This window comes from Pseudomonas sp. SMV7 (assembly GCF_052041995.1).
In the GTDB taxonomy this organism is placed as follows: Bacteria; Pseudomonadota; Gammaproteobacteria; order Pseudomonadales; family Pseudomonadaceae; genus Aquipseudomonas.
Genome location: NZ_JBKGGT010000010.1, coordinates 103,028 through 124,500, shown reverse-complemented (window position 1 = coordinate 124,500; position 21,473 = coordinate 103,028). Strand labels below are relative to the sequence as shown.

Sequence of the window (21,473 nt, the reverse complement as noted above, 5' to 3'; positions counted from 1 at the left end):
ATTCCCGGCTATTTTTCGGCGGGCGTCCGGCTCGCAGCCTTTTCGAGTGTTGACCCGTGAGTGATTTGAGTCATATCCGCAATTTCTCCATCATCGCCCACATCGACCATGGCAAGTCGACGCTGGCCGACCGTTTCATCCAGATGTGCGGTGGCCTGTCGGCACGCGAAATGGAAGCCCAGGTGCTCGATTCCATGGACCTGGAGCGCGAGCGCGGTATCACCATCAAGGCCCACAGCGTCACGCTCAACTACAAGGCGCAGGACGGCAAGGTCTACCAGCTGAACTTCATCGATACCCCCGGCCACGTCGACTTCACCTACGAAGTTTCGCGCTCGCTGGCGGCCTGCGAGGGTGCGCTGCTGGTGGTTGACGCCGGCCAGGGCGTCGAGGCCCAGTCCGTGGCCAACTGCTACACCGCCATCGAGCAGGGCCTGGAAGTCATGCCGGTGCTGAACAAGATGGACCTGCCCCAGGCTGACCCGGACCGCGTCAAGGACGAGATCGAGAAGATCATCGGTATCGACGCCACAGACGCCGTGGCCTGCAGTGCCAAGAGCGGCATGGGCGTGGACGAGGTGCTCGAGCGCCTGGTGCAGACCATCCCCGCGCCGGAAGGCGACATCGAGGCGCCGCTGCAGGCGCTGATCATCGACTCCTGGTTCGACAACTACCTGGGCGTGGTCTCGTTGGTGCGCGTGCGCCATGGCCGCGTCAAGAAAGGCGACAAGATCCTGGTCAAGTCCACCGGCAAGGTGCACCTGGTCGACAGTGTCGGTGTATTCACCCCGAAACACACCCAGACCGCCGACCTGAAGGCCGGTGAGGTGGGCTTTATCATCGCCAGCATCAAGGACATCCACGGTGCCCCGGTTGGTGACACCCTGACCTTGTCCTCGACCCCTGAAGTCGAAGTGCTGCCAGGCTTCAAGAAAATCCAGCCGCAGGTCTACGCCGGCCTGTTCCCGGTCAGCTCCGACGACTTCGAAGATTTCCGCGATGCCCTGCAGAAGCTGACCCTGAACGACTCGTCGCTGCAATACATGCCGGAAAGCTCCGATGCACTGGGCTTCGGCTTCCGTTGCGGCTTCCTCGGCATGCTGCACATGGAGATCATCCAGGAGCGCCTGGAGCGCGAATACGACCTGGACCTGATCACCACCGCGCCAAGCGTGATCTACGAGCTCGAGTTGAAAACCGGCGAAACCATTACCGTCGACAACCCGTCGAAGCTGCCAGACGTCTCGGCGGTCGCTGATTTCCGCGAGCCGATCGTCACCGCGACCATTCTGGTGCCGCAGGAGCACCTGGGTAACGTCATTACCCTGTGCATCGAGAAGCGTGGCGTGCAGCGCGACATGCAGTTCCTCGGCAGCCAGGTGCAGGTGCGCTACGACCTGCCGATGAACGAAGTGGTGCTGGACTTCTTCGACCGCCTCAAGTCCACCAGCCGCGGCTATGCTTCGCTGGATTACCATTTCGATCGCTACCAGTCGGCCAACCTGGTCAAGCTGGACGTACTGATCAACGGTGACAAGGTCGATGCCCTGGCCCTGATCGTGCACCGCGACAACGCAGCCTACAAAGGCCGTGCGTTGACCGAGAAGATGAAGGAACTGATCCCCCGGCAGATGTTCGACGTGGCGATCCAGGCAGCTATCGGCGGCCAGATCATCGCGCGTACCACTGTCAAGGCGCTCAGAAAGAACGTACTGGCCAAGTGCTACGGTGGTGACGTCAGCCGTAAGAAGAAACTGCTGGAGAAGCAGAAGGCCGGTAAGAAACGCATGAAACAGGTGGGCAACGTGGAAATTCCACAGGAAGCCTTCCTCGCCGTGCTCAGGTTGGATAGCTAGGTCCTATGTCGCTAAATTTCCCGCTGTTGCTAGTCATCGCCGTCTTCGTCTGCGGCTTGCTGGGCTTGATCGACCTGCTGTTCCTGGCCCCGCGCCGGCGTGCGGCAATCGCCAATTACCAGGGCAGCGTCAGCCAGCCCGAAATGGCGGTGGTCGAGCGGCTGGGCAAGGAGCCGTTGCTGGTCGAGTACGGTAAGTCGTTCTTCCCGGTGCTGTTCATCGTGCTGGTGCTGCGTTCGTTCCTGGTCGAACCGTTCCAGATTCCTTCCGGGTCGATGAAACCGACCCTGGAAGTGGGCGATTTCATCCTGGTGAACAAGTTCTCGTACGGCATCCGCCTGCCGGTGATCGACAAGAAGGTCATCGAGGTGGGGGACCCGCAACGCGGTGATGTAATGGTGTTCCGCTACCCGAGCGACCCGAACGTCAACTACATCAAGCGGGTGGTCGGCCTGCCGGGCGACCAGATCCGCTATACCAACGACAAGCGGTTGTTCGTCAACGGCCAGCCGATTGCCGAACAACTGGTGGGCACCGAGCCGGGCACCCTGGGCAGCGCCCAGCTGTACAAGGAAAAGCTCGGCGAGGCCGAACACCTGATCCGCAAGGAAATGAGCCGTTACCGCATGCCGCCGGACCAGCAATGGACCGTGCCGGCTGGCCATTACTTCATGATGGGTGACAACCGCGACAACTCCAACGACAGCCGCTACTGGGATGACCCGAACATTCCCAAGGAACTGCACGGCATGGTTCCGGACCGGAACATTGTCGGCAAGGCGTTTGCAGTGTGGATGAGCTGGCCAGAGCCCAAGCTCAGCCACCTGCCCAACCTGTCGCGGGTCGGTCTGATCCATTGATACCCATCGGCGCTGGCCAGCAGGCAGCGCCGAATGCATTTCTGACATAGGCTGTGTTCTCAAGGATCGGGAGATTCGTCGCAGGTTGCGACGGGCCACAGCCAAACAGTCTTTCAGGATGTTGATTTGAACAACGCGTTGAACAACGAACGGGTGGTTGCATGAGCGCTCCCCTTGCCCGTCTGGAGCGAAAGCTCGGTTATACCTTCAAGAACCAGGACCAGATGCTCCTGGCGCTGACGCATCGCAGCTACGCCGGACGCAACAACGAGCGCCTGGAGTTCCTCGGTGACGCCATTCTCAACTTCGTCGCCGGCGAGGCGCTGTTCGAGCGCTTCCCGCAGGCCCGCGAAGGCCAGCTGTCGCGTTTGCGCGCGCGCCTAGTCAAGGGTGAGACCCTGGCCCGACTGGCCCGTGGTTTCGACCTGGGTGACCACCTGCGCCTGGGCTCCGGCGAGCTCAAGAGCGGCGGTTTCCGCCGAGAGTCGATCCTCGCCGACGCCCTGGAGGCGCTGATCGGCGCCATTTACCTGGACGCGGACATGGAAACGGCGCGTGAACGCGTGTTGGCCTGGCTGGCCGATGAGTTCGAAGGCCTGACCCTGGTCGATACCAACAAGGATCCGAAAACCCGCTTGCAGGAGTTCCTGCAATCGCGCAGCTGCGAGCTGCCGCGCTACGAAGTGGTGGATATCCAGGGCGAACCGCACTGCCGGACCTTCTTCGTCGAATGCGAAGTGGTGCTGCTGAACAACAAGAGCCGTGGCCAGGGCGTCAGCCGGCGTATCGCCGAGCAAGTCGCCGCCGCGTCTGCACTGATCGCCCTGGGCGTGGAGAATGGCAATGACTGATAACAACCCGACCCGCTGCGGCTACGTAGCCATTGTCGGCCGCCCCAACGTCGGCAAGTCGACCCTGCTCAACCACATTCTCGGCCAGAAGCTGGCGATCACGTCGCGCAAACCGCAGACCACCCGCCACAACATGCTCGGCATCAAGACCGAGGGTGATGTGCAGGCGATCTATGTTGATACGCCCGGCATGCACAAGGCCAACGACAAGGCCCTGAACCGCTACATGAACCGCAACGCCTCGGCGGCCCTGAAGGACGTCGACGTGGTGATCTTCGTGGTCGACCGCACCCGCTGGACCGACGAGGACCAGCTGGTGCTGGAGCGCGTGCAGTACGTGAGCGGCCCGGTGATCCTGGCGGTGAACAAGACCGACCGCATGGACGAGAAGGCCGAGCTGATTCCGCACCTGCAGTGGCTGCAGACACAACTGCCGAATGCCGAGATCGTGCCGATTTCCGCACAGCAAGGGCACAACCTGGAATCGCTGGAAGCGCTGATCGCCAAGCACCTGCCGGAAAACGAGCACTTCTTCCCGGAAGACCAGATCACCGACCGCAGCAGCCGTTTCCTGGCCGCCGAGCTGGTACGCGAGAAGATCATGCGCCAGCTGGGCGCGGAGCTGCCGTACCAGATCACCGTGGAGATCGAGGAATTCAAGCAGCAGGGCCATGTGCTGCACATCCATGCGCTGATTCTGGTCGAGCGTGACGGCCAGAAGAAGATCATCATCGGCGACAAGGGCGAGCGCATCAAGCGCATCGGCTCTGACGCGCGCAAGGACATGGAAGTGCTGTTCGACGCCAAGGTGATGCTCAACCTGTGGGTCAAGGTCAAGGGCGGCTGGTCCGACGACGAGCGCGCGCTGCGCTCGCTGGGCTACGGCGACCTGTAAATCGGCCTGCCTGCCGGCTCAGGCTACTCTGTGGGAGCGGGTTTACCCGCGAATGCGTCAGTGGGCCACCACCGTATTCGCGGGTGAACCCGCTCCCACAGTTGTTTGGGGCTTCTAGAGATCGTTTATGGAACAACCTGTCGGCCAGCCAGCCTACGTACTGCACAGCCGGGCCTACAAGGAAACCAGTGCGCTGGTGGACTTCTTCACCCCACAGGGCCGCATGCGTGCCGTGTTGCGCCGGGCGCGCGGCAAGGGCGGCAGCCTGGTGCGCCCGTTCGTGCCGCTGGAGCTGGAATTGCGCGGGCGCGGTGAGCTGAAGAATGTCGGGCGGATGGACAGCGCCGGCATCGCCGCCTGGTTGCACGGCGACGCCTTGTTCAGCGGGTTGTACCTCAACGAATTGCTCATGCGCCTACTGCCCGCCGAAGCGCCTTACCCGGCATTGTTCGAGCATTACAGCCTGACCCTGCAAGCCTTGGCCGCCGGCCGTCCGCTGGAACCACTGTTGCGCGCGTTCGAATGGCGGCTGCTGGACGAGCTCGGTTATGCATTCTCGTTGCAGCATGATGTCAATGATCAGCCGATCGCAGGCGATGGCCTGTACCGCTTGCGCGTGGATGCAGGCCTGGAGCGGGTTGAACTGGCACAACCGGGGTTGTTTCACGGTACCGAGTTACTGGCCCTGGCCGAAGCCGACTGGGACGCCCCCGGGGCATTACTCGCTGCCAAGCGCCTGATGCGCCAGGCGCTGGCGGTGCACCTGGGGACAAAACCGCTGGTCAGCCGGGAACTGTTTCGCAAGCGCTGATCACGACGTATGCTGTGGGGCTCAATCTTCAGGAGAGCCTTTCGTGACTCACAGCAACCGCATGCTTCTCGGCGTTAACATCGACCACGTGGCGACCCTGCGCCAGGCCCGGGGCACGCGTTACCCTGACCCGGTCAAGGCTGCCCTGGATGCCGAGGAAGCGGGCGCCGATGGCATCACCGTGCACCTGCGGGAAGATCGTCGGCATATCCAGGAGCGTGACGTGCTGCTGCTCAAGGATGTGCTGCAGACCCGCATGAATTTCGAGATGGGCGTCACCGAAGAGATGATGGCCTTTGCCGAGAAGATTCGCCCGGCACATATCTGCCTGGTACCTGAAACCCGCCAGGAACTGACCACCGAAGGTGGCCTGGACGTGGCGGGCCAGGAGGCGCGGATCAAGGCTGCGGTGGAGCGCCTGGCACGTACTGGGGCGGAAGTGTCGCTGTTCATCGATGCCGACGAGCGGCAGATCGAGGCCTCGCGCCGGGTGGGCGCGCCGGCCATCGAGCTGCACACCGGGCGTTACGCCGACGCCCAGACGCCGACCGAAGTGGCCGAAGAGCTCAAGCGCATTGTCGATGGCGTGGCGTTTGGCGTGGGTCAGGGGCTGATCGTCAATGCCGGCCACGGGCTGCATTACCACAATGTCGAGGCAGTAGCGGCGATCAAGGGCATCAATGAACTCAACATCGGCCATGCGCTGGTGGCGCACGCGCTGTTCGTTGGGTTCAAGGCCGCAGTCGCCGAGATGAAGGCGCTGATCGTGGCCGCTTCGCGCTGAGCCCCAGGTAACCTGTAACGGCCTCTTTGCCAGCAAGCCCGCGAAGAGGCCAACCGATCATTCGGCAAGAAACACCAGGGTAAAGCGGGTAGGCCCCATGGGGCTGCTGCTGACCTCGACCCGCCCACCATGCAGCTGCATGATCGACTTCACGATCGCCAGCCCCAACCCTGTGCCGCCCTCCAGCCGCGAGCGCCCCGAGCCCACCCGGTAGAACCGTTCGAACAGGCGCGGCAAGTGTTCTGCCGCAATGCCAGGCCCCTGGTTCTCCACCGACAGGCGAATTTCGCTACCCAGCCGTTCGATGTGCAGTTCCACGGCGGTGCCGTTGGGGCAGTGGCGAATGGCATTGCTCAGCAGGTTCGACAATGCCCGTTGAAACATCAGCCGATCCGCCAGTGCCGTCCCCCAGCCTTGGACGCGCAGTTCAACGTCTTTCAGCTCGGCGCTGAAGGCGAACAACTCGACCACCCGCGCCGTTTCGTCGCCCAACGCCATGGGTTTGAGGGCGACCTGGGCCTGGGGTTGGCCGACCTGGGCGAGAAACAGCATGTCGTTGATGATGCGGTTGAGCCGGGTCAGTTCTTCGATGCTGTCTTCCAGCACTTCGCGGTAATTGGCGTTGTCCCGTTCACGGGCCAAGGTCACCTGCGCCTTGCCCATCAGGTTGCCCAGCGGGGTGCGCAACTCATGGGCCAGGTCATCGGAAAACTGCGTCAGCTGGCCCACGCCCTGATCGAGCCGGTCGAGCATCACGTTGATGCTGCGGGCCAGCTCTGCCAGTTCCAGCGGCAGACCGCTGGCAGGCAAGCGGTGTTGCAGGTCCTGGGCCGACACTTGCCCGGCAATCCGTCGAAAGTGCCGCAACGGCTTCAGGCCACGCTGCATGAGCCACCAGGCACCGGCGCCGATCAGCAACAGCAGCACCGGTAGCACGAACACGGTGGAGCGCAGGTAGGCTTGCAGCAGGGCATTATCGTCGGCACGGTTGAGCGTCATCATCACCTTGACCGGGGTGTCGTCACGCAGGCGCATCAGGCGGGTGGCGGTGAGCAGCTGGTTGCCGTTGCTGTCGCGCCAGGTGTGGAAGGCCAGGCGGGTGCCGGTACGCAGTTCGCCCATGCGCGATTCCAGAGCCGGACCGAGGCTCAGCAGGTGTGGGTGGCGCCCCTCGATGGCCAGTACGCTGAGGCTGAGGTTGTCATGCCCCATTACCAGGTCGAGCAGCGGATGGGCGCGCGTGCCCAGGTCTTCGTTGCGCAGGTCGACGCGCAAATTGTGCTCGACCTGCAGCATCTTGCGCGCCAGGTCCTTGCGTGCGCGGCTGTCCAGCTCGTGATCCAGGGCGAACACGGCCAGGCAGGCCAGCAGCAACACCAGCGCGGCGCCCATCAGCGTCACGCCCAGGCCCAGGCGCAATGACAGGCTGGCGTTGTTCAAAAGCGTGCCTCGAGCACGTAGCCGACACCGCGCAGGGTGTGGATCAGCTTGTTGTCGAACGGGTCGTCGATCTTCGCTCGCAGGCGGCGGATGGAAACCTCGACCACGTTGGTGTCGCAATCGAAGTTCATGTCCCACACCAGTGAGATGATCTGGGTACGCGAAAGCACCTCGCCGGTCTGGCGCATCAGCAGGTGCAGCAGGGCGAATTCCTTGGCAGTCAGGTCGATACGCTGGCCGGCGCGGTAGGCGCGGTGGCGACCGGGGTCCAGTTCCAGGTCGGCGACGCGCAGGGTGCTGGGCTGCAGTTGCTGGTCGTTGCGCCGCAGCAGGCTGCGAATGCGCGCCAGCAGTTCTGGGAACTCGAAGGGTTTGAGCAGGTAATCGTCAGCGCCGAGATCCAGGCCCTTGACCCGGTCAGCCAGGCGACCGTGAGCCGTGAGCATCATGATGCGTGTGGCCGATTCGGCACGCAGCCGCTGCAATACGGTCCAGCCATCGAGTTCGGGCAGGTTGACGTCGAGGATGACCAGCTCGTAGGGCTGCTGGCGGGCCAGGTGCAGGCCGTCGGTGCCGGTGTGGGCGCAGTCGACAATGTAACCGTTCTCGCGCAGGCCTTGTTGCAGATAGTCGGCGGTACGCAGTTCGTCCTCGATGATCAGTAGGCGCATGAGCGGGCTCGGTTTGATAAAGGGGGCGATTGTCGACCCTGTAGTGACATCAGGGTCAAGCGACAGGATGTTACTGCACGAGCAAGGACATGCGGCGCAGATGACGGATTTGTAATTCTGCTGTCATCTGGCTGTCTGTTCCGGCCTGTTCGCGGGTGAACCCGCTCGCACAGGGTCACCCCTGCAGCTGGAGTCAGCGGCGAAGAGGCCGTGGCGAGCAACGGTAGGCCACATTGCAAGACTGTAATCTCAGCCTCACCTTGCCGTTAGCCAGCCCTCGCTAGGATGGGCGCGTCTGATCGGTTATCACGAGGCAAACACGATGAACCTGACCCAATACCTGCTGCTGGCCATCCTGGCCTTGGGCAGCGCAAGTGTTTACGCCGAAGGCGGTGCGGAGCGTTCCAGGCAGTTCTGGCAAGCGTTTCGCGAGGAACAGCAGCGCCTGCAGGATGACAAGCAGCAGGCTGTTGCCGAACGTGAACGCAAAGTGCAGGAAAAGGCCCGCGAGCTGGCCAAGGACTGAAGCGACAGCACCGGCGGCGTGACAGCTCCTTGCCGCAAGTGCCTTCGGGCGCCCAACCGGGCGCCTTTTTTATTTGCGTGCCAGCAGGGTGGCGCGGCGTGGAGCCGGCAGGCCTTCGAGGGTCTTGCTGGGGTCGTTCGGGTCGAGGAAATCGCTGAGGGATTGGTAGCGCATCCACTCGGTGCTGCGCTGTTCCTCGACGCTGGTCACGCTGACATCGACGCAACGCACATCACTGAAACCGGCACGGCGCAGCCAGCGCTCCAGGGCGGGTACCGACGGCAGGAACCAGACGTTGCGCATCTGCGCGTAGCGGTCTTCCGGTACCAGCACCTGGTTTTCGTCGCCCTCGATCACCAGGGTTTCCAGCACCAGTTCACCGCCCTTGACCAGGCAGTCCTTGAGCGCAAGCAAGTGTTCGATGGGTGAACGACGATGGTAGAACACACCCATCGAGAACACTGTATCGAAGCCTTCGAGGTTGGCCGGCAGGTCTTCCAGGGCGAACGGCAAGTGCCAGGCGGGCAACTCGGGCAGGTACTGCTGCACGGCCTGGAACTGGCAGAAGAACAGCCAGTTGGGATCGACGCCAATGACCATGTCGGCGCCGGCACCGAGCATGCGCCACTGGTAGTAGCCATTGCCGCAGCCCACGTCGAGCACGCGCTTGCCCTTGAGGTCCAGGTGTGGGCTGACCCGGGACCATTTCCAGTCGGAACGCCATTCGGTATCGACATGCACGCCGAACAGGTCGAACGGCCCCTTGCGCCAGGGTGACAGGCCCATCAGCGCCTGGCGCATTTGCGCGCGGGTCGCGTCGTCGCACTCGCAGTCCAGGCGCAGCCCATTGGCCAGGTCGATTTCACTTGGCTGCAAGGTGGGCAAGGCAGCGAGTGCACCCCGCCAGCGGTCGAGGTCACCGTGGCCCTTTTCCAGCTTGGCTTCCAGTTGTGCTTGCAGGCCTTGCGACCAGGAAGCCAGGGGCGTGCCCGCCAGGCGGCGGACGAGGGGGGACAGATCGATCATGGCAGGGCTATCAGCGAGGCGAAGTTAAGGCACTGGAACCACGGCACGACTTTCGAGAAGCCGGCGGCGCGCAGACGTTGTTGATGGGCTTCGAGGGTATCGGGGCGCATCACGTTTTCAATGGCGCTGCGCTTCTGGGCTATTTCCAGTTCGCTGTAGCCATTGGCCCGCTTGAAGTCCAGGTGCAGTTCATTCAGCAGGTCCTGTTCTTGCTCATCGGCGAAGCGCAGCTTCTCCGAGAGGATCAGTGCACCGCCCGGCAGCAGCGCTTGGCGGATGCGGCCCAGCAGTTCCAGGCGTTGCTCGGGGGCAATGAACTGCAGGGTGAAGTTCATCGCCACCACCGAGGCGGGTTCGAACGGCAGGGCCAGGATATCGGCCTCCAGCACCTGCACCGGTAACAGTTCCTGGAACATCGAGTCCTGGGCAGTGAGGTACTGGCGGCAGCGTTCGACCATGGCGGCGGAGTTGTCCACCGCGATCACCCTGCAGCCGTCACTGCGCACGTGGCGCCGCAGGGACTGGCTGACGGCACCCAGCGATGCGCCCAGGTCGTACAGGGCGGTGTGCGGTTGGGCGAAACGCGCGGCCAGCACGCCGAGGTTCTCGACAATGGTCGGGTAGCCCGGCACCGAGCGCTTGATCATGTCCGGGAAAACCCGCACCACGTCCTCATTGAAGACGAAGTCAGGCACTTGCTCCAGACGCTGGGCGAAAAGGCGGTCGGGTTGTTTGCTCACGGCGGGCTCGATACAGGGTGAAACGGAGGCGCATTTTAGCCAAAGGCGGCGGTTCTTGCTATGGCAGCGCTTCATCGGTAGCGCCGCTAGGCCCAAGTCAGTGAACTTTCCCACAGCATCAGATCATCTCGGCTGATGAGTTTGCCTCAATAAACTCCGATCCTGGCAGGGTAACTTCAAGTTGGAAGTCTTAAGCCAGCATCATGAGGATCTAGATAATATCGCTATTCAGATGGAACAACCTCCCATAGATGAAATGGATCTGGTTAGCAAAGTAAAAAATTGCCGGGGCGCTGTTTTCAATTTCTTGAAAACCGAGCGGGTGCCGGCCAGCAATCCGTAGCTTGCGAACAACGGAAAACCTGAAGGACATAAAACGATACGCCAATACCGGCAGTCGCCCCTGATTTCTAAAAATGCAGAGCCTGCAGGACGAGATAATCCAGCTGATAGAAACCTGGGATATGAAAGTGCTCAGGTGCGCGGGAACAACTTGGCCAGCTTCGTACGTTGATGCTGAGCGTCGAACGCTCTTTCAACGAAGTCATGATTGGCATGATCGTATTATTCGAGGACTGTGACTTCCTCCCGAGCCAGCAAGGCGTAGATACCCACAACAGGCTTTCCAGCGTGCTGAGTCGCTTGTTCCAGTTTTATACAGAATTGACCAGGCAGAACCAGCGGCTGGAGCTGTCCCCGTTGTAGTCGTTCGAAGAGGCACTACCAGAGTTGCAACAATGCCATGCACAGCCTTCCAGGCTCAGCGCGAGCATGGACCTGACGGTCGCGACGGTCGCGCTACAAGAGCTCTACGCGTATTTGAAATCGGTTCACATGGCGTACGATCGCAGTTGATTCTTCAGCGGACAATGACCTTGCAATCGAATCTCTGTACCGGGGCGACGTCTGCGGCCCATGGCTGCTGGTAGACCAATACCAGTTGGGCCTCTCCGACGCCGTTGGCCTGGTAGCGCCAGGTGGCGACGCCGGCGCTGCCGACCACATCCTCTTCTTCAGGGGCGCTATACACCTCCGGGCCGAGGCTGCGCAGCACGTTGGCGGCGGGGTTTTCGACCCGCCAGCGATAGCCGGTGGACGGATTGCTGGGGAGGCTCAAGTTGAGCGTTTGGCCAACTCGCAAGCGGATGGGGCATTCGCTTTCGGCATCCAGTGCGACGGGCTGGGTGGACTGCTGGGCACAGGCTGAAAGCAGGGCGAAGCTCAGGGGAACGAGCAGACGTGGGGCGGTCATGTTGGCTCCGGAGGCTGGTGACGGCCTGAGGATAACCGATGATCGAGGAGATTTGTGCTGCTGGCAGCGGCCTCTTCGCGGTATTACCCGCAAAGAGGCCGGGGCAGTTCAGAACAGCACTTTTGCCACGTCGGCGAAGCGCTTGGCGAAATGCACCGTGAGGCCTTCACGCAAGTAGTCCGGCAGCTCTTCGAAGTCACCCCGGTTAGGCTCCGGCAGGATCAGCTCGAAGATCTTCTGTCGCCGCGCCGCAATCACCTTCTCGCGCACCCCGCCAATTGGAAGCACTTGCCCGGTCAGCGTCAGCTCGCCGGTCATGGCCACGCCTTTCTTCGGTGCCTGGTCACGGGCCAGCGACAGCAAGGCGCTGGCCATGGTGATGCCGGCACTCGGACCATCCTTGGGGGTAGCCCCTTCGGGCACGTGCAGGTGGATGAACGCTTCGTTGAAGAAGCCTGGGTCACCGCCAAACTGCTTGAGGTTGGAGCTGACGTAGCTGTAAGCGATTTCGGCGGACTCCTTCATCACGTCACCCAGTTTGCCGGTCAGCTTGAAACCGCGGTTGAGCGTGTGGATACGGGTAGCTTCGATCGGCAGCGTGGCACCCCCCATGCTGGTCCAGGCCAGCCCGGTGATCACGCCTTTGCCAGCCAGCACCTGCTCGCTACGGAACACCGGCATGCCGAGCGCGCCTTCCAGGTCCTTGGTACCGATCTTCAGCTTGGCCTCGGGGTTTTCCAGCAGCTTGACCACCGCCTTGCGCACCAGCTTGCCCAGTTGCTTCTCCAGCTGGCGTACACCGGCCTCGCGGGCATAGCCTTCGATGACCGCGCGCAGGGCGCTGTCGCTGATGGCGAGGCTGGTCTTGGCCACGCCGGCCTTGTCCAGTTGCTTGGGCCACAGGTGGCGCTTGGCAATGGCCAGCTTCTCCTCGGTGATATAGCCGGACAGGCGGATCACTTCCATGCGGTCGAGCAACGGCCCCGGAATCGAGTCGAGGGTATTGGCGGTGCACACGAACAGCACCTTGGACAGGTCCAGGCGCAGGTCGAGGTAGTGGTCGAGGAAGTCGACGTTCTGCTCCGGGTCAAGGGTTTCCAGCAGTGCCGATGCCGGGTCACCCTGGTAGCTCTGGCCCATCTTGTCGATCTCATCGAGCATGATGACCGGGTTCATCACTTCGACGTCCTTCAGCGCCTGCACCAGCTTGCCGGGTTGGGCGCCGATATAGGTGCGGCGGTGGCCCTTGATCTCCGCTTCGTCGCGCATGCCGCCGACGCTGAAGCGGTAGAACGGCCGGCCCAGCGACTCGGCAATGGACTTGCCGATACTGGTCTTGCCTACCCCGGGCGGGCCCACCAGCAGCACGATCGAGCCGCTGATCTCGCCTTTCCAGGCCCCCACGGCGAGGAATTCGAGGATACGCTCCTTGATGTCGTCGAGGCCGGCGTGGTGCTGGTCGAGGACTTTGCGCGCGTGCTTGAGGTCGAGCTTGTCCTTGCCATAGATGCCCCAAGGCAGGGCGGTGGCCCAGTCCAGGTAGTTGCGGGTGACGGCGTACTCGGGCGAGCCGGTTTCGAGGATGGCCAGCTTGCCCATCTCTTCATCGATGCGCCGGCGTGCCTGGTCCGGCAGGGTCTTGCCTTCCAGGCGCTGTTCGAATTGTTCGAGGTCGGCGCTGCGGTCGTCCTTGGTCAGGCCCAGCTCTTGCTGGATGACCTTCAGCTGCTCCTTGAGGAAGAACTCGCGCTGGTGCTCGCCGATCTGCCGGTTGACCTCGGCCGAGATCTCGTTCTGCAGGCGCGCGACTTCGACTTCCTTGCGCAGCATGGGCAAGACCTTTTCCATGCGCTTGAGCATGGGGACGCAGTCGAGCACTTCCTGCAGCTGGCTACCGGTGGCCGAGGTGAGCGCGGCGGCGAAATCGGTGAGTGGCGACGGGTCGTTGGGGCTGAAGCGGTTGAGGTAGTTCTTCAGCTCTTCGCTGTACAGCGGGTTGAGCGGCAGCAGCTCCTTGATCGCGTTGATCAGCGCCATGCCATAGGCCTTGACCTCATCGGTCGGCTCGGCGGGTTGGCGCGGGTATTCGACCTCCACCAGGTAGGGCGGGCGGTGGTGCTTGAGCCAGGTGCGGATGCGTACCCGGCTCAAGCCCTGGGCGACGAACTGCAGTTTGCCGTTCTCGCGGCTGGCATGGTGCACCTTCACCAGCGTGCCGTACTCCGGCAGGGCCGAGGTGTCGAAATGGCGGTGGTCTTCTGGCGGGGTGTCCATGAAGAACAGGGCCAGGCAATGGTCTGGCGACCTGGCCACCAGGTCGAGGGTTTCTGCCCAGGGCTCTTCATTGACGATGACCGGCAGCACCTGGGCCGGGAAGAACGGGCGATTGTGGATCGGGATCACATAGACCTTGTCCGGCAGCTGCTGGCCGGGCAGGGCGAGGGCGTGGCCGGTTTCGGCCTGGTGAGGGGTGTGCTCGACTTCGCTGTGTTCGTCGGGATGTTCCGGGAAATCCTGCTGGTCGCTCATGGGGCACCTGCGTGAATGACTATGGTGCTTAGATGGGGCGGGAAAGAAGGGGTTTCAAGCTTCAAGCGTCACGCTTGCAGGGGCAAGAAAAAAGCGGGACCGTGCAGGCCCCGCTTTCGTTCGTCGCTCGCCGCCTTGAAGCTTAGTCGGCGAGTTTGTAAGCGATGATGTAATCGCCCATGCGGGTGCCCAGCGAGCCATGGCCGCCAGCGGTCACCAGCACGTACTGCTTGCCATCCTTGCCGGTGTAGGTCATCGGCGTGGCCTGGCCACCCGCTGGCAGGCGGGCTTTCCACAGCTCCTTGCCGTTGTTCACGTCATAGGCGCGCAGGTACTGGTCGAGGGTGCCGCTGAGGAAGCCGACGCCACCGGCGGTGACGATCGAGCCGCCCATGCTCGGCACGCCCACCGGCAGGCCGATCGGTACTGGGGTACTGTCGCGGGTGGTGCCATTCTTGTGCTTCCACACCACCTTGTTGGTGAACAGGTCGATGGCCGCGACATAACCCCACGCCGGGGCCTGGCACGGTACGCCCAGCGGCGACATGAACGGGTGCATGATCACCGCGTAGGGGGCACCGGTGTTCGGCTGCACGCCGCTGGTCTCGCTTTCGCGCTTGCTGCCTTCGGCCACTTGCTCACGCGGGACCATCTTCGACACGAAGGCCATGTAGTTGGGCGAGGTGAACAGCAGCTGACGCACCGGGTCGACCGACACGCTGCCCCAGTTGAACACGCCGACGTTACCGGGGTATACCAGCGACCCTTGCTCGGATGGCGGGGTGTACTGGCCTTCGTAACGCAGCTCGCGGAACTGGATACGGCACAGCATCTGGTCGAACGGAGTGGCGCCCCACATGGCCTGTTCGGTCAGGTCAGGGCCGAGCAGGTTGAGGTCGGAGCGGGCCTGGGTCGGCGAGGTATGGTCGCCCTTGACCGCGCCCTGCGGGGTAGGAATCTCGCGGATCGGCACGATCGGCGTACCGTCGCGACGGTCGAGCACGTACAGGCTGCCTTGCTTGGTCGGCACGATGATCGCCGGTTTCACGCCGTCATCGGTCTTCAGGTGGACCAGGGTCGGCTGGCTACCGACGTCCATGTCCCACAGGTCGTGATGGGTGAACTGGTAGTTCCAGCGGGCCTTGCCGGTGGCCAGGTCGAGGGCGACCACGCCGGCGCTGTACTTCTCCGCGCCTGGGGTACGGTTGGCGCCCCACTGGTCCGGGGTCTGGTTGCCCAGCGGCAGGTAGATCATGCCGAGGTCTTCATCGACGCTGGCGATCGACCACATGTTCGCCGAGTTGCGGCTGTACATCTTGCCGGGGGCCAGTGGCTTGGTGTCGTCCGGGTTGTTGCTGTCCCAGTTCCACACCAGGTGGCCATCATGCACGTCGTAGGCGCGGATCACGCCGGACGGCTCGTTGGTCGACTCGTTGTCGGTGACGTGGCCCCCGATGATCACCAGATCGCGGGTGACTGCGGCCGGCGAAGTAGAGTAGTAGCCGCCAGCGGTGAACGGGCCGATGCCGGTGGTCAGGTCGATCACGCCCTGGTTGGCAAAGCCTTCACAGACCTTGCCGTTGTCGGCATTGATGGCGATCAGGCGGGCATCCGCAGTGGGCAGGTACAGACGGCGTGGGCAGGCCTGGGCCACGGCCTGGCCGGCGTCGGAGATTTTCGGCGCCGGGCTGCCATCGCGGCTGACATAGCGGTTTTCGTCATAGTACGAAACGCCACGGCAGGTCATGTGGGCAAAGCCCTTGAAGGTGCCGACCGGGCTCTTGACCTGCGGGTCGTAGCGCCAGATTTCCGCGCCGGTGTCCGGGTCCAGGGCCAGCAGGCGGCTGTGCGCGGTGCAGGCGTAGAGCATGCCGTTGACCTTCAACGGGGTGTTCTGGTTGGTCAGTTCCACCGGGTCGTTTTCGGTTGGCAGGTCACCGGTGCGAATGCGCCAGGCCTCTTCCAGGCGGTAGGCGTTCTGCGGGGTGATCTGGCGCAGCGGCGAATAACGGTCGCCATGCTCGGTACGGCCATAGGCCTGCCATTCGCCGTCGGGCATCGCTGGTGCGGCGCTGGCCATTTCGCTGCTGTCGCGGCCCAGTTCGCCGAACACCTCACCCGGGTGGGTGAACTGACTGGCCAGGGCGCAAGCGCCGGAAGCGACCACCGCAACGCTGAGCAGCGCGGTGTTGGCCTTGCTGGCCGGGCCGATCAGCGGGCGTCGTGCCCATGGCAGCAGCAGCACCACGCCGATGGCAAACCAGATGGCCAGGCGCGGTACCAGTTGCCACCAGTCCAGGCCCACTTCGAGCAGGGCCCACACGGTGCTGCCCAGCAGTACCAGGCCGTACAGGCCCAGGGCGATGCGGCGCTGGGCCAGCAGCAGGATGCCCGCCAGGGCAAAGCCGATACCGGCGATCAGGTAGTACAGCGATCCGCCCAGCTGGCTCAGCTTGATGCCGCCGGCCAGCAGGGCCAGGCCCATCAGCAACAGCAGCGCGCCAATCAGGCGCGGTAGCCAGCGGCTTCCAGTGTTGGCACCTTCAGTGCTCATCTCAGGTTCTCCGTCAGGTCAAAAAGGGGGTTAGAAACTGCTCTGGATCTTCAGGCCGCCGATCAGGGCGTCATCGACCTGCGACACCCCGCCCGGGTGGCGGATGTACTGCAGGTTGGGGCGGACCGTGAGCCAGTCGGCCAGATGGACGCCGTAGTACAGTTCGGCGCTGTACTCGGTGTCCTGTACTGGCAGGAAACCAGGGTTGTCGTAGTCATCGAGGCCGGCGGCCTGGTTGGCCAGGCGGGCGTTCTTGCGGTAGCCCGGGTTGACGTGCACGCGCGCGAGGGCGAAACCGATGTCGTCCTTGGCGCGGGCGTCGAAGGGCCCTTTGAATACCAGTCCAGCCTGCACATAGTTGTCGATGGCATTGGTCTTCTTGTCGTGAACCGTGGCATTGGCGAACAGGCTCAGGCCACGCGACTGGTCGGACGCCAGCGAAGTCACCTGCTGCTGCGCACCGAGCCACATGCCGTGCTTGCTCGAGCTGCTGCGGTAGGCGGCGCCGCTGAGCGCTGCCGGCTGGCCGTTGTTGTCCTTGAGAACATCCTGTGCCTTGGCATTACTGTAGTAGTAGCCGGCGCGATATTCCCCTTTAAGGCCATTGACCCGTGGGCTCCACACCAGTTCGATCGGCATCACCGCACCTTGGGTGCCGCTGCCGCTGAGCTTGAAGCCGTTGCCCGACTCGAGGTTGGAGGGGTTCTGCTCGAACACGCCGACCTGGGCGTAGAGGGCGTCGCTGAGGTTGTAGCGCACGCGCAGGGCCCATTGGCTGACCGGCCAGTTGTACCAGATGCCACCGACCCAGTTGCCTACCTGGGAGCCGCAGAAGGCCAGGTTCTGGAAGTCGCAGGGGAAGCTGTTGAAGTCCTCGCCTTCGCCGAAACGGCCGAATTTCACGTCCAGCGCGCCGTCGAAGTACTTCTGCTTGATCCACATCTGGGTCAACCGCCAGGTTTCGCCGCGGCCCCAGACTTCCTGGGCCGAGGTGAAGCCGCCGACGCGCGGGTCGTTGATGCGGTCGTTGCTGATGTTGTCGCCGTGGCGCTCGGTGATGGTCAGCTGGAATTCGCTGTCGTGCCAACCGAGGATCTTCTCCAGGTCCAGATGGCTGCCGAAGGTGAACTGGTCGCTGTAGCGCGCGGTGCGATCGTGATCGTAGCCGCCGTGCAGGTTGCTGCCCATCTCGCCGGTGTAGCCGAGGGTGAAGTCATAGCCTTTTTCCAGCAATTCGTTGCGGCTACCGCCCCAGTCGCCGAGCATCCATGGGGAGTCGCTGGCGAACATTTCGCTGGCAGCGGCGGGGATTGCCAAGGCACTGAGGGCAAGGCCGATGTAACAGGTTTTGGGCAGTTGGAACATGAGATAGCGCTATCTTCTGATTATCGAATAAACGGCAAGCGCATCGAAGGGCAGGGCCGTCGATGGAAATGGCGACAGGATCGGTTAAATGAAGCGTTTCAGCTTGCGGCGCGGAGGATATAGGGGAAGTTGCAAGAAAAAAAGACAAATTGTCGCAGTGGATTATTCCCCTACCGGTAACAATTGGCGGCGGAGGGGATCTCTGCCGCCGATCGGGGCGCAAGGCGCCCGCTATTTCAGAAGGAGGTACGCAGCCCGACTTCCACGCTACGCCCAGGCGCCGGCGCGACATCGCGCAGGATCGAGCTGGCATAGCGCACGGTCTGGTCGGTCAGGTTCTCGCCGCGGATGAACGCCAGCCATTGGCTCTGGCCGATGTCGAAGCGGTAGCCGACGCTCGCCGCCAACGTGGTGTAGCCATCGGTGCTGGTTTCGTTGGCCGGCTTGCGATGCTGCGATGCGGCGTGCTGCACGTCGACTCGCGCCTGCCAGCGGTCCAGCTCCCAGACCAGGCCGCTGTTCAGGCGCAGTGGGGCGATGCGTGGCAGCGGCTCGCCACTGTCCAGGTTCTTTGCCCGCGTGTAGTCGCCCGACAGTTCCAGTGCGAAGCTGCCGTAACGGTTTTCCAGCAGTTGCCAGCGGTCCTGGGCCTCGATGCCATAGAAGCGCGCCCGCACGCCTTGATACTGGTATTCCGGCAAGCCGTCGTGGCCATGATCGTGGTCATGGTCATCCTCGTCATGATCATGACCCTCGCGCAGGTTACCGGTACCGATCAGGCCGATGTAGTTGCGGAAGTGGCTGTAGAACAGCCCGACGCTACCCTTGTGGGTACCGTTGTCGAAGCGCAGTGCCAGGTCCGTGGAAATGGCTTTTTCCTTGTTCAGGCCGGCATCGCCGACTTCGAAGGCACCGGTCGCCACGTGGGCGCCATTGGCGTACAGCTCGTAGAAGGTCGGGGCGCGTTCGGTGTAGCCAAGGTTGGCGGCCAGCGACCAGACCGGGTCGAGCTGGTACACCGCCCCTGAAGACAGGCTGAATGCGTTGAAACTGCTGGCGCTGTCGGCTGCCAGGAAGTGCTCGTTGCCCTTGGCGTCCGGGTCCACGCGGGTGTGCTCCATGCGGGCACCGAGGCTCAGGTTCAGGCGCTCGGTGGCTTGCCACTGCTCCAGCATGAACAGCGCCAGGCTGTCGGTGTCGGTGTGCGGGACGAAGGCCTCCTCACCCAGGGCCGAGAACTGGTTGCGGCTGACCTGTGCGCCGACCACGCCTTGCACCGGCCCGAGCGGCTGGTGGCGGGCTTCGATGCGTGCTTCGTAGCCCCGGTTCCTGAAGGTGGTATGGACCTCGCCTTGTTCAATTTCGCGATGTTCGTAATCGGTGTAGCCGGCATCGACCTTGACCGAACTGAACGGGCCGTCGAGGTCGCGCAGTTCGCTGGCGAGGGCATAGTGATCCTGCTGCATGTCCAGGCGCACGCCGGGCTCGGCCACCGAGCCATAGTTGCTGTCGTAACGGCTGTACGACAGGCCTGCATAACCGTGCTCCCAATGGTAGGCGCTACCCACCGCACCACCGTCCTGGCGGCCGTCGCTGTTCTCCAGACGATGTTGGCTGCCCGGCTCGTCGGCGTCACGCACGTTGGAACTGCGGGCATGACCGGGGATGCGCAGGTCATTGAACTGGCGGCTGTTGGCATCCAGGTGCAAGGCGAAGGCACCGTTGCCAGCCTCAAGCTTGCCGGCGCTGCTGCGGGTGGTGTCGGCGCCACCGTAGCGCAGTTCGCCGGCACCGTGGATGCCTTCGATGGGGGCGTCCGGGATGCGGTTGTCGAACGTGTTGACCACGCCACCGATGGCGTTACCGCCGTAGAGCAGGGCGGCCGGACCGCGCACGATCTCGACCCGATCGACGGTGACCGGGTCCAGCGGTACGGCGTGGTCGTAGGACAAGGACGAAGCGTCGAGGGCGCCGACGCCATTGCGCAGGATGCGAATGCGGTCGCCGTCCAGGCCTCGGATTACCGGGCGACTGGCGCCAGGGCCAAACCAGGTCGAAGCGACACCAGGCTGCTTGTTCAGGGTTTCACCGAGGCTGCCGTGCTGCTGTTGCAGCAGGTCGTCACCTTCGAGCACGGTGCTCGGGGCGGCCAGTTGTCGGTTACCAAGTGGGTTGGCGGTAATGACTTGAGGTTCGAGTTCCACGGCCTGGCTGGGCGAGGCGGCCAGCCAGAGTGCGACGGCTAGGGGCGAGAGGCGAAGCGGTGTGTACAGCATGGGATGGGGCGTTCCTTGGCGAGTGCTTATGCAATGTTACAACATAACATATCAATTTCAGCACACCGTTTTTGTCCCTGGCCAGCGGTTTTTCTGTTGGTACGACTGATCCCGCCCGCCACTACACTCGTGTAAGGTGCGCATCTTTCCCACGGAGCACTGGCATGAGCACGGCCCAACACAACGCGCTGCACGGCAAGACCCTTGAACAGATCCTCACTGAACTGGTGGCGCACTACCAATGGCAGGGCCTGGCCGAGCGCGTCGATGTGCGTTGTTTCAAGAGCAACCCGAGCATCAAGTCGAGCCTGACCTTCCTGCGCAAGACCCCCTGGGCGCGGGAAAAAGTGGAGCAGCTGTACGTGAAACTGCAGCGCAACGCCTGACATGCCACGCCGTCCCTGGCTGACCGGCATGGCCGTGCTGGGCTGGTTCGGCCTGACCGTGCAGGTGTACCTGGTGCTGCTGGCGCGTTGGCAGGAACAGGCCAGCCTGATGGGTGGCCTGATCAACGTATTCAGCTACTTCACCGTACTGACCAATACGCTGGTGGCGACGGTGCTGAGTTATGCGGCGTTTGGCCGGGAAGGGGCTGGCAAGCGCTTCTTTCTCTCGCCGTCAGTGAGTTCGGCGGTGGCCACCAGCATCGTGCTGGTGGCGCTGGCCTACAGTGTGTTATTGCGCCATCTGTGGCAACCGCAGGGCTGGCAGTGGCTGGCGGACGAGCTGCTGCATGATGTCATGCCGGTGCTGTTTGCCTTGTACTGGTGGGTCGAAACGCCCAAGGGCACGCTGCGGTTATGGCACCTGGCGGCATGGGCGCTGTACCCGACGGTGTATTTCGTCTATGCGCTGTGGCGCGGCAGCCAGATTGGCGTGTATGCCTACCCGTTCATCGACGTAGCAAGCCTGGGATATGCGCAAGTGTTGTGCAATGCCCTGGGGATGCTGGCGGGATTCTGGGGGATCGGGCTGGTGCTGCTGGGGCTGGACAGGTGGGGTACGAGACGTTCACGCGCTCAAGTGTAGGAACGGCC

Annotated in this window: 18 protein-coding genes; 9 read left to right on the top strand and 9 right to left on the bottom strand. The window is 63.0% G+C overall.

The features are described from left to right. Positions 1-56: 56 nt before the first annotated feature. The 6 genes from lepA (at position 57) to pdxJ (ending at position 6,057) form a co-directional block, all read left to right on the top strand. Positions 57-1,856: a translation elongation factor 4 gene (gene lepA, locus ACLEJP_RS14425; RefSeq protein WP_025340425.1), complete on the top strand. Its 1,800-nt coding sequence runs from the start codon at positions 57-59 to the stop codon at positions 1,854-1,856. A 5-nt stretch (positions 1,857-1,861) separates the two neighbouring features. Then, on the top strand, positions 1,862-2,716 hold the full coding sequence (lepB, locus tag ACLEJP_RS14420; RefSeq protein ID WP_225779036.1) for a signal peptidase I: 855 nt from the start codon (positions 1,862-1,864) through the stop codon (positions 2,714-2,716). 161 nt (positions 2,717-2,877) lie between these two features. Further along, the gene (rnc, locus tag ACLEJP_RS14415; RefSeq protein WP_003258487.1) at positions 2,878-3,567 is read left to right on the top strand and encodes a ribonuclease III; all 690 of its coding nucleotides are present in this window, start codon (positions 2,878-2,880) and stop codon (positions 3,565-3,567) included. After that, positions 3,560-4,462: a GTPase Era gene (gene era / locus ACLEJP_RS14410; protein WP_440807345.1), complete on the top strand. Its 903-nt coding sequence runs from the start codon at positions 3,560-3,562 to the stop codon at positions 4,460-4,462. Before rnc ends, era begins: the two co-directional genes overlap by 8 nt. Positions 4,463-4,589: 127 nt before the next feature. Beyond that, entirely contained in the window at positions 4,590-5,273 is a 684-nt protein-coding gene (gene recO / locus ACLEJP_RS14405; protein ID WP_225779035.1) for a DNA repair protein RecO, read from the top strand. A gap of 61 nt (positions 5,274-5,334) precedes the next feature. After that, a complete protein-coding gene (gene pdxJ / locus ACLEJP_RS14400) occupies positions 5,335-6,057 on the top strand; it encodes a pyridoxine 5'-phosphate synthase (RefSeq protein ID WP_189665547.1) in 723 nt (240 codons plus the stop codon). A gap of 57 nt (positions 6,058-6,114) precedes the next feature. On the opposite strand, the gene ACLEJP_RS14395 is transcribed toward pdxJ, so the two are convergent. Together ACLEJP_RS14395 and ACLEJP_RS14390 are read right to left on the bottom strand one after the other, a co-directional pair. Next, a complete protein-coding gene (locus tag ACLEJP_RS14395; RefSeq protein WP_440807343.1) occupies positions 6,115-7,497 on the bottom strand; it encodes a heavy metal sensor histidine kinase in 1,383 nt (460 codons plus the stop codon). Continuing rightward, entirely contained in the window at positions 7,494-8,168 is a 675-nt protein-coding gene (locus ACLEJP_RS14390) for a heavy metal response regulator transcription factor (protein WP_440807342.1), read from the bottom strand. Before ACLEJP_RS14390 ends, ACLEJP_RS14395 begins: the two co-directional genes overlap by 4 nt. Before the next feature lie 322 nt (positions 8,169-8,490). Between ACLEJP_RS14390 and ACLEJP_RS14385 the strand changes: the two genes are divergently transcribed. Continuing rightward, positions 8,491-8,694: a hypothetical protein gene (locus ACLEJP_RS14385; RefSeq protein ID WP_440807340.1), complete on the top strand. Its 204-nt coding sequence runs from the start codon at positions 8,491-8,493 to the stop codon at positions 8,692-8,694. A gap of 69 nt (positions 8,695-8,763) precedes the next feature. On the opposite strand, the gene cmoB is transcribed toward ACLEJP_RS14385, so the two are convergent. The 7 genes from cmoB to ACLEJP_RS14350 all read right to left on the bottom strand — a co-directional run bounded on the left by cmoB (position 8,764) and on the right by ACLEJP_RS14350 (position 20,436). Beyond that, on the bottom strand, positions 8,764-9,720 hold the full coding sequence (gene cmoB / locus ACLEJP_RS14380; RefSeq protein ID WP_440807339.1) for a tRNA 5-methoxyuridine(34)/uridine 5-oxyacetic acid(34) synthase CmoB: 957 nt from the start codon (positions 9,718-9,720) through the stop codon (positions 8,764-8,766). Further along, on the bottom strand, positions 9,717-10,460 hold the full coding sequence (cmoA, locus tag ACLEJP_RS14375) for a carboxy-S-adenosyl-L-methionine synthase CmoA (RefSeq protein WP_440807336.1): 744 nt from the start codon (positions 10,458-10,460) through the stop codon (positions 9,717-9,719). Before cmoA ends, cmoB begins: the two co-directional genes overlap by 4 nt. An 859-nt stretch (positions 10,461-11,319) precedes the next feature. Next, the gene (locus ACLEJP_RS14370) at positions 11,320-11,712 is read right to left on the bottom strand and encodes a protease inhibitor I42 family protein (protein WP_440807333.1); all 393 of its coding nucleotides are present in this window, start codon (positions 11,710-11,712) and stop codon (positions 11,320-11,322) included. A 108-nt stretch (positions 11,713-11,820) separates the two neighbouring features. Next, positions 11,821-14,241 carry an endopeptidase La gene (lon, locus tag ACLEJP_RS14365; RefSeq protein ID WP_440807332.1) on the bottom strand — a complete coding sequence of 807 codons (2,421 nt, stop codon included), beginning with the start codon at positions 14,239-14,241 and terminating at the stop codon, positions 11,821-11,823. A gap of 142 nt (positions 14,242-14,383) precedes the next feature. Then, positions 14,384-16,795: a glucose/quinate/shikimate family membrane-bound PQQ-dependent dehydrogenase gene (locus ACLEJP_RS14360; protein ID WP_440807329.1), complete on the bottom strand. Its 2,412-nt coding sequence runs from the start codon at positions 16,793-16,795 to the stop codon at positions 14,384-14,386. 30 nt (positions 16,796-16,825) lie between these two features. Beyond that, the gene (locus ACLEJP_RS14355) at positions 16,826-18,160 is read right to left on the bottom strand and encodes a carbohydrate porin (RefSeq protein ID WP_440807326.1); all 1,335 of its coding nucleotides are present in this window, start codon (positions 18,158-18,160) and stop codon (positions 16,826-16,828) included. A gap of 236 nt (positions 18,161-18,396) precedes the next feature. Beyond that, positions 18,397-20,436 (bottom strand): TonB-dependent receptor, encoded by a 2,040-nt coding sequence (locus ACLEJP_RS14350; protein WP_440807324.1) that lies wholly within the window; start codon positions 20,434-20,436, stop codon positions 18,397-18,399. Positions 20,437-20,600: 164 nt separating this feature from the next. On the opposite strand from ACLEJP_RS14350, the gene ACLEJP_RS14345 reads away from it, so the two are divergent. Together ACLEJP_RS14345 and ACLEJP_RS14340 are read left to right on the top strand one after the other, a co-directional pair. After that, positions 20,601-20,822, top strand: coding sequence for a VF530 family DNA-binding protein (locus tag ACLEJP_RS14345; RefSeq protein WP_133332077.1), 222 nt, complete (start codon positions 20,601-20,603; stop codon positions 20,820-20,822). 1 nt (position 20,823) lies between these two features. Then, positions 20,824-21,465: a Pr6Pr family membrane protein gene (locus tag ACLEJP_RS14340; protein ID WP_440807321.1), complete on the top strand. Its 642-nt coding sequence runs from the start codon at positions 20,824-20,826 to the stop codon at positions 21,463-21,465. Positions 21,466-21,473 lie beyond the last annotated feature (8 nt).